This is a genomic window from Acinetobacter sp. SwsAc6 (assembly GCF_013391565.1).
Classification (GTDB): Bacteria; Pseudomonadota; Gammaproteobacteria; order Pseudomonadales; family Moraxellaceae; genus Acinetobacter; species Acinetobacter cumulans.
This window is the reverse complement of sequence record NZ_JACAXE010000037.1, coordinates 22,666-31,223: the sequence shown is the minus strand read 5'-3', so window position 1 is coordinate 31,223 and position 8,558 is coordinate 22,666. Positions and strand designations below refer to the sequence as shown.

General features: G+C 36.8%; 10 protein-coding genes and 1 pseudogene. 9 read left to right on the top strand and 2 right to left on the bottom strand.

The features are described 5' to 3' along the window. Positions 1 to 200, top strand: a pseudogene (locus HYG93_RS17325) (integrase core domain-containing protein); the annotation flags it as partial. A 255-nt stretch (positions 201 to 455) separates the two neighbouring features. Beyond that, complete coding sequence (locus HYG93_RS17320) at positions 456 to 755, top strand: hypothetical protein (protein ID WP_005005752.1); 300 nt, start codon at positions 456 to 458, stop codon at positions 753 to 755. A gap of 175 nt (positions 756 to 930) precedes the next feature. Here the strand turns inward: HYG93_RS17320 and HYG93_RS17315 are convergent, their stop codons facing one another. After that, positions 931 to 1,293 carry a hypothetical protein gene (locus HYG93_RS17315; protein WP_005005750.1) on the bottom strand — a complete coding sequence of 121 codons (363 nt, stop codon included), beginning with the start codon at positions 1,291 to 1,293 and terminating at the stop codon, positions 931 to 933. Between the two features lie 60 nt (positions 1,294 to 1,353). Between HYG93_RS17315 and HYG93_RS17310 the strand changes: the two genes are divergently transcribed. Next, entirely contained in the window at positions 1,354 to 2,100 is a 747-nt protein-coding gene (locus HYG93_RS17310) for a hypothetical protein (protein ID WP_005005749.1), read from the top strand. A gap of 99 nt (positions 2,101 to 2,199) precedes the next feature. Here the strand turns inward: HYG93_RS17310 and HYG93_RS17305 are convergent, their stop codons facing one another. Continuing rightward, positions 2,200 to 2,553 carry a hypothetical protein gene (locus HYG93_RS17305; protein WP_087528852.1) on the bottom strand — a complete coding sequence of 118 codons (354 nt, stop codon included), beginning with the start codon at positions 2,551 to 2,553 and terminating at the stop codon, positions 2,200 to 2,202. A 74-nt stretch (positions 2,554 to 2,627) separates the two neighbouring features. On the opposite strand from HYG93_RS17305, the gene HYG93_RS17300 reads away from it, so the two are divergent. The 6 genes from HYG93_RS17300 to HYG93_RS17275 all read left to right on the top strand — a co-directional run bounded on the left by HYG93_RS17300 (position 2,628) and on the right by HYG93_RS17275 (position 8,412). Next, on the top strand, positions 2,628 to 3,146 hold the full coding sequence (locus HYG93_RS17300) for a hypothetical protein (protein ID WP_005005747.1): 519 nt from the start codon (positions 2,628 to 2,630) through the stop codon (positions 3,144 to 3,146). A 90-nt stretch (positions 3,147 to 3,236) separates the two neighbouring features. After that, positions 3,237 to 4,559: a hypothetical protein gene (locus HYG93_RS17295; protein WP_005005746.1), complete on the top strand. Its 1,323-nt coding sequence runs from the start codon at positions 3,237 to 3,239 to the stop codon at positions 4,557 to 4,559. A gap of 1 nt (position 4,560) precedes the next feature. After that, entirely contained in the window at positions 4,561 to 5,328 is a 768-nt protein-coding gene (locus HYG93_RS17290; protein ID WP_005005745.1) for a hypothetical protein, read from the top strand. Positions 5,329 to 5,334: 6 nt separating this feature from the next. Further along, positions 5,335 to 5,718 (top strand): hypothetical protein, encoded by a 384-nt coding sequence (locus HYG93_RS17285; RefSeq protein ID WP_005005744.1) that lies wholly within the window; start codon positions 5,335 to 5,337, stop codon positions 5,716 to 5,718. An 18-nt stretch (positions 5,719 to 5,736) separates the two neighbouring features. Beyond that, positions 5,737 to 7,377 carry an LPD1 domain-containing protein gene (locus HYG93_RS17280; RefSeq protein WP_005005743.1) on the top strand — a complete coding sequence of 547 codons (1,641 nt, stop codon included), beginning with the start codon at positions 5,737 to 5,739 and terminating at the stop codon, positions 7,375 to 7,377. Between the two features lie 228 nt (positions 7,378 to 7,605). After that, a complete protein-coding gene (locus tag HYG93_RS17275; protein WP_010591556.1) occupies positions 7,606 to 8,412 on the top strand; it encodes a hypothetical protein in 807 nt (268 codons plus the stop codon). The last annotated feature ends 146 nt before the right edge of the window (positions 8,413 to 8,558 follow it).

The following is an 8,558-nucleotide window of genomic DNA, read 5'->3' as shown; positions in this document are numbered from 1 at the left end:
TTATGGCGGAGCGTTAAATATGAAGAGGTGTATCTCAAAGCTTATAGCAGTGTCACAGATGCGAAAAAGCAATTAAGTGCATATTTTGAGTTTTATAATTTGAAACGACCTCATTCGAGTCTAGACATGAGAAGCACTGCTTCGCAAGGCTAAATGAGTTTTACTATGATCAGCTACCCCAACAAAACAAGGTGGCTTAACTAGAGCGGAATATCACTTATAAATACGCTTTTAGTTGTTCAAACAAGTGGGACCACCTCTAGAGTAAAGTACTCTCGTACAATAACTATTGTAATGCTACTAATTAAGTTGCTTAAATCTAAATAATTAAACATAGCTGCAAACATGAATCTCAATTTTTTATTCGGCTTTATCATAATTATTGTTGGCGGTGGTGCAGCAATAGTTGCGCTTCGTTCAATGTTAGAAAATGAAATTTTTATGAAGGATAGTATATGGCTATGAATAATTCTAAATTCGATAAATACTTATTGCGCTCATTTTTAAAAAATACTGGACTTGCAATAATTTCAATTAGTGCAATAGCATTGGTTATATTTGCATGTTATGTGGTTTATATAGGAATAGGAAAAGCATCAACTTATGTATTCAATAACTTTGTACTAACTCTAAAAACTATTGGCTATATCGTATTATTTTTAATCGCTTTAAATTTAGTTATCTGTTTTATTGAAAATGTTATCAAAGAAGCCAATCAAAAAAGGAGTGAAGATAGTTCAGAAGATAATGTATGAGGGTAATAAAAAGTATCATACTGGCTTACTCTCAACACTTTGATTTTTTGGTCTTTATCTCCATCAAGTGTATTTTCTAAAATATAGTATGAATCTTTTACCCTCATACACTAAGGGGTTAAGAAAGGTTTCGGCAAGAAACGCCCCTCAACAAAACACCTACGATAAAAAAGTTTTAGTGATCGTGGTGATCTGTATCAATTACGTCATTATTGTTTGCATTAAACTTAGCCTGCTCTTTATAAAAATTATAGTCGGCATTGTCGTATACAAGCTCTTTTGGGTAAGGGATACCCATTTCATCAAGCTTTAAAGCGTAATAATGCGGTATTGGCTTGGTTGGATTGAAGTATGGTTCAGGGTAGTACTGAGTAACGACTTTAGCGGAGTAGGAATTAACGAGTTGATCTACATCGCTTTCTATTGTTTTTTGTTGGTCATTGTAATAAGAGTCAACAAGCTCTTTGTCTGAGTGGCTTGCTGCACAACCTGAAAATATTAAAGGTATTAAAATAGCGATAATTCTATAATGTTTCATTTTAAATAGGCCCAGGTGTAGTGTATATTTAATGGAACGTTAAAATACTTTTGATTATACATGACTTTTAAAGATGCTGTAACACCACCTTTTAGCAGAGGAAAAAGAGAACATAAGTTCTTGGCTAAAATGTTAAAATCTGAAAAAGATAAGATTAAGCTTTATACCAAAAGTTTAAGAAAAATTACTTTTAATGAGCTTTTAATTAGAGCAACTTTAATTTTAGTTGTGGTTTTTGCGTTAAGTTTTTGTATCTTTGGCGTATACCTATCTTTGAACGGTTTATTCTCAAAAGATGTGCATTTAGGAATGATTGGCATTATAGGTGATAGTAGTAGAATAATATTATGTACCATCTCAGCTATATTGTGCGCGGTTACAGCTTTCAAACTGTTTAAGAAAGCAAAAATTGACTGGAAAGAACATCAGTCATCAAAACGATATGCCAAAGCAATAACGAAAGAGTACCAGTCATTAAATAATTTGATTTTGGAACAGATTAAACAAGATAAAACAGGCAGTTATTGGCTGAACAGCAAAGAGATCCTGAGCATAACAGAGCAATACGAAGATAACATAAATGAAAACACAAAAGATTATCTGGTAAGTTTTACGCAAGATACGACTAAAAAGTATGTTAGGTTTTACATATATAATAATTCGCATATCTCTAATGGGTATACCAATGTTTTACATATACACTCGACTACTTTAACAATTTATTCACACTGTCTAAGTTATTCGGATTCGTTGAGTGTTAAAGACCTTTTAGATATTTCTGTTAAAAGTATTTGCATAAATTATTAGTTTTACTATAATACTTTTAAGAACAAAATTTAAATGTTTCTTACGACATTAAAAGAATGGGAGGCTTATAGCTTCCCATTTTTCTTTTTAAAATAACTATTATTTTTCTAAAACATCATTTGCATTTTTCTCAAAACCCTTAACTTCTGCTAAAAGTTCTTCATTTTGGGCCATTGTGTCAGTAAAGGTCTGTTTCGAGAATTTAATGAATTCCAATGCATCATTGATCGATTGCTCTTTGCTTGGCTTCACGTACTTCGGGAGCTTATTGAATTCAGTATCCACATTTCTTTTGATCGCAGAAAAGTCTTTATCAAGCGACTCGAATGCTGCACTGGTTGACTCAAGCTGTATACGTTCAGAAACTCTATGGTCGATGTTTTGGAACACCAGGAACACACATACAAAAACTAAACTAGCAATTAAACTATTTTTTAGAACAACTGTATCCATTTTAAAACCCTTTAACATTTCTTTGATATTTTTAGTATAATCACTTTAATGTCTTTAAAATTTTTTTAAAAAATATGTCTAAAGCCTCCAACGTTGAGCTCTTAAACTTTTATAGTCTTGTTAAAGTACCTTTTAAATATGCTCACAAAGAGGTGTTGTTCTCCATTTCTATTTTATATTTTAACGGTAAAACTAAATCATACGTTCATTATCACAAATTTGAAGATGAAGAATTGCAGACTGTTCTAGGGTATGTGGTTTCGGAGAGTCTGGCGTGGACCTTTGGATCTTTGAAAACTGATAAATTCACTGTTAATCAGAATTTTATTTTCAATACTGTGCAAGAAGTGGAAAAAAGCCTTAAAGAACAAATAAATGCTTTATATAAAAGCACGGGTATAAATGCTAAGTTTTCCATGCAATATGCCTTAAAGGATAAGCCATCTGCAGAAAACAACGACTTATTAGAGAAGATATTTGCGATTGATAAAATGCTACCATTTGCTTTTACATTTAATAATAACGGCGGTTATGAAGTTGCATTAAAAGAATGTTCGTTAAAACTAATTAATGATATTGGGTTTTTCGCTTAAAAGTCCTTAAACTATTAAATACCACTTCATTAATACTTATTTTTAATTATAATGTGGGGTATTAGTAGTTTTAAGTTAGGTCATTAATTAGTGAATAAGAAAACCCTTACCATAGCGATATTGTCAGTTTTGCTATTTGGTTGTGATAAGTTAAAGCCTTCAAATACTGATACTGCATCTCAAGAAGAACAAATAGATCCCATTGAAAAGAAAGTTGAGGAACAAGTTCGCAAATATGATGAACGTGTTACCACTTACAATCCATCTAACTACAAATTACCTCAATCAAGCCTTTCTACCACCAGCCACAAAGTAGCGTGTAATTTTGGTGTAGGGGGAGATCTACCAGCTTTGGCATCAAATGGCATGTTCTCACAGCCGTTATATCGTATTGAAGCTGAGCAGATCATGGATAAAGTTCAGGGCGATGTGATGTATGCCCCTTATTCAATCGCGACATCTGTTGAGGGTGATGTTTTATATGAATCTGAAATTGATAGCTTTGATCGACAGTTAAATACATTACGAAGTTATCAAATTAAATCATCTGAACAAAATATCATTTCGTCATCTGGCTTTTACACCAATTCAAACAAAGCTGTTCGTATGGCACCTATCCGCAGTTACCCGGTTGCTTATGTGAAGCGCTTGGACGGCGATATTGTTTCTACATCTATGTTTAATGATGCATGCGACAAAGAAGTAGGTGTACGTAACTACAAATGGCGCGAAATTGATGTGTCGGGCAAACCATATGCAAGTTTAGCATCCACTGTATCTGAGCAAATTGTTCGGGTGAATCAGTTTGGCATGTTCACCAGTGCATCAAATTTTTACAGCTACTTCAGTAGTGAGTTTGGCAACTTCTTGGATGCAAATAACAAGTTTAGATCCGCATTGGAGAAATCAGGACGTTTCCCTAAAGGTTCAAAAATCTACGTTCCATCTGAGATTAAAACGACTGATGAAACACTGGTGATTACGAAGAACCCTGAGCTTGAAATTACAGACTTCCAAAAAGACAAGGTTTTAGAGGCATACAACAAAGAGGCCAAAATACGGAATCTTGGCCAGATCGTATTCAAGGTCTACAACCTCAAAAACAATACTGTTTTCTATACACCATGGAATGAAACCAAGCACCGTGAAGCGGTCGAGTTTGAACCTATTGTTGTTATCGATGGCAAGGCTTATTCAGCAGTTTGGCATGTTCCTAATACTTTGACATTCAATGATTCGACCAGTGCTGGAAACTTAACGTATTACAACGCTACGGCGCATAACGCATTCGTCAATGCTGTTAAAGGTATATACCAAGGTCAGCAAAGCATGGTTGGTACAGAGCACGAAGATGATACCGAATATTCAATGAAGACTGCAGTTGAATACCAGAAAGCCCAGGCAGAGAAATAATATGGAATTAAGCACTATTGAAAAGAATACCGAAGCTCAAGACATTCAATCTGATGCGTATGACCAGCGTGTACATTCAGTATTGATAGTACCTGAACATGCCCTAAAAAAAATTGAGTCGATGATTTTGGCTACTGGTCATGTACAAAGTGACAGTACCAATCTTTTAGAAGTTTTAAGGCCAATGCCTGAAGAATTCAGAAAAGACGTTGATAACACCGAATTTACAGAAAAAGAAAACGGCGACATCGGTGATGCAGCCGTGGTCATTGTTGATGGTTTGATTCACGACACAAAACGCGGTGTTTGGATCTCTCAAAATTGGGGTTGTGGTAGTCCTAAATTCACCAAGCTTATTCAGGCTGGAGCTGAGCCACCAATTGAACTGATTGCCAAAAATAAGGGGGATAAGTTTAGTGCGACTTTAACGCACGAATTTCAAAAAGCGTATGAGCGAATGGGTTATACCCAAAAACAGGTCGGTTATATACACATCCTATCAAATGGTACACCAACGACTTTCTTTAACTACCTGAGTGACGAATTGCTGTGCAAACTGGAATTCATATCAGTAGACAACAACCGTTTAAACGCCTCACAAACTAACTTTTATAGTGCCGTAGAGCGAGGATCTGTTTCAGATTGGGGAGTGAGCTATCACAGAAAACCTTTTAACTTAGAAAATTACCCGATCAATTCTCTATTGGTGTCGGGATTAACAATAACTTTTATTTTGTACCTGATTTACAGCTATCTCTTTGGAGCTTAATACCAAATGAAATATTTAAACAGAACATCTCAAGATCGCGAAAAACATCATTACTTTAATCAACAACAGGGCGACAATAGAAAACAGCACAATCCGAACCATCGTCACCACTCTATTAGCTTAAATGATGTATTTCGGTCGTTATTAGCCCTTACTCAACTAGACAAAGACATCCCGACATTGATCAAGCTTTTTGAAGAACAAGGGCTTGAAATATGCGAAACGCGTGTACGCACTTGGTCAACACCCGTGCATATCAACAATAGACCAATACCACACATTATTTTTGTTGGTTTTATGAATTTACTTGAGTGCATCAATGCTGAAGCAAAACTCAAAGATATTAATCTGTTTGATCTGTCAGAAATCTTGGACGATATACGCAACTAACAATTATGTGGTTTAGCTATGACTGAAGAAATAAATAGTAATGAAAAAAAAGATGGTCCTATTACGGATGTAGGTAAAAAGTTTGCTGGTGCACGTAAAGACAACCCATCACCAGACTTCTCAGGCAACATGAATGGAATTAAGTCTGACAGCCTAGTGACTAAAAAGGAATATTGGCAAAAGCCTGATTTTAGAGCTGATGCCCAATCTGGCCATAAACCTGTAAAACATGCACTATTATTTTCTTTGGTCTATGCAAACTTAACCAACAAGCCTTTAGGGGGCGGTTGGTTTAGCATAGGTCAAAAGCAATGGGATGATGCCTACATTGCTACGCTACACTTCTTAAAAAACAAATATGAAAGCTCACACTACGAACGTTTAGAACAACTGACAGACGACTTTAATGCGTACATGACCGTTAAGTTTGGTGCTGGACGAAGTGAAAAAGATATTTTAGAACGCTACTCAGCTGGACGACATACCAATCGCAGAGTTAAACACCCACTATCATTTAGTTCAGACACACGTTTACGCTTAAAAAACTTAATCCCTTTAGGATGGCCAGACGATCGTGTACTTGATACGGATAATTATGGTGCCAAAAAATTATTAAACACTGAGACTGGTCAACATAAGTGGTATGCCGTTAAATCCATTTCAGCAAAGCGGTTTCAAACACTAGATGATTGGACGGAATACGACACATTCAATGCAGCACTAGAAAAAGTAAAAACATTTTTTCAGCCAATTTTAGATGAACGAGTCATAGAACCCAAAAAAGGACGCGCAAAACCACCCAAAAGACCGCGCTACGACAGAGTTGAAGTGCGCGAGGGTAAGGACCATCGAAAGGGTGAAAACATCGATAGCCAGTTGCTTATGGACTATTTCAAATTTTCTGGAGTCGAGTTCGGCAATTGGGTAAATCAAAAGGAACGTGCATGGTTTCTGAATTGCACGTATGACTCACTAATGGATCTTGTCGAACTTCTAGGTCTACCCGTTACGTTCGCATCTTTAGGCGGTAAGCTAGGAATAGCATTCGGTTCGCGTGGCACAGGCGTTGATAGCGCAGCAGCTCACTTTGAACCAGGTAATATGCTTATTCATTTGACCAAGACGCAAGGTGTTGGAGCACTAGCCCATGAGTTCGCGCACGGATTTGATTGTGTTTTGGCAAAACGAAACGGACTCAATAATAACTTTTTTAGCGAATACTTTCTTTACACCAGTAAAGGGCGTTACTCAGTACAGAATCATCAAGAGTCAGCATACAAACATCTTAAAGATGGCCAGACTGCAGATAAGTTTATCAAGCTGGTTAATTATCTTACTTTTAAGTCAACCAAATACCTTGATTACGAAGAAAGACAAGGCGGTACGGGCTTTATGAATAACGCCATGCACCTAGATCAATCACGGTCAATGTATTGGTCACAGCCAACAGAAATCTTTGCCAGACTGTTTGAATGTTGGGTGACGGATAAGCTGGCTGAAAATGATCAACAAAATGGGTTTTTGGTGCACGGCACAGAAGAGTCGGCAAATAGTTGGAATATGAAGTTAAGCGCATATCCAACAGGCAGAGAACGGGCAATTTTAGTTGATTTGATGGATGATTGGCTAAAAGCATTAGTGAGGTCGTGGACGAAATGAATGCAATCACTAAGACCTCAAAAAAAGAACGGATCTTATTCAATAATCCCAAAGCAACACGACTTTACAGGGAAGCAATAACAGAGCTTATTGCGTTTAAACCTTGGGAAGTTAACGCCACTGAGAATATGCTTACGATCTGCAACACCTACCGCTATGTCGTGAATAAACGTTGTTGTTTAGGGTACGAGTTTTGGTGTTACGACCGAAGCGAAAAAGAATGGGTACGTGTTAAGCCCTCAAGCGGTCGCCACAACTATGGGAAAAACTGGTGCAAAACAAATGACAAAAACAATGGTCTACAAGGCAGTAAAACGAGCAGATTTTGAGTATTCAAACGCAGCGCGTGGATACGTGTATCGGGGAGAGAAAATATCTGATGCTGAAGCGGAAAAACTAAAGCATAAATGGGCTAAAAAAGACCTGATGGACAATGCAAAAAAAGATGGATCGTTCACACCAGAATCATTAGAAATGTTCAAAACCTTGGTGAATCATGTATCACCACGGGAGTTGACCGCCAAACAGCAAGCTTTGACATACCATAGCCTTAAACGCTACACAGATTGCGTATTTAACCTTTATGAAGTCACCGCTAAACAAACACCTCCAGCAAAACTAAAACGACCGTACAGCATGCCTAGACTGGATGGTACGGATAACCCTTGGAACCAAGGCAAACGAGAAAACGATGTCTATATATACAAGGGGATTGAGTACAAAGGCATTGAAGCGGAAACAGCAATGCATAAAGTGGTGATTGCATCAGAATTAACGGCAATTGCCGGATTGGATAATCAGTTAGCGAATCTGGCCAACGAAACAGGTGTAGCGTTGTTTTCAGAATTTATTGAAGTTGCACACCAGAACAATGATTTAAAGGATTTAACATATGTAGTTTTTGATTATGTAAAACATCTAATTGTGACGATTGATCGCTATTTTGATTTAAAACTGAAATCTAACGTGTCGGTCAGTATTTCAGTGAACCGAGTAGCTGGCTATTCAAGGTATAGCATAGTTCAACGGAAATAGACGCACGAACGCAACCAGTGACATTACATGTGTCGTCAATGACAGCTTATGTGTCTCGAACGTGCACGTAATTTTGGATTGATTGGTTTGAATGCAGAAAATGTAAATTATGCAAAGTAACACCATGAATATAGCTGATGATTGTA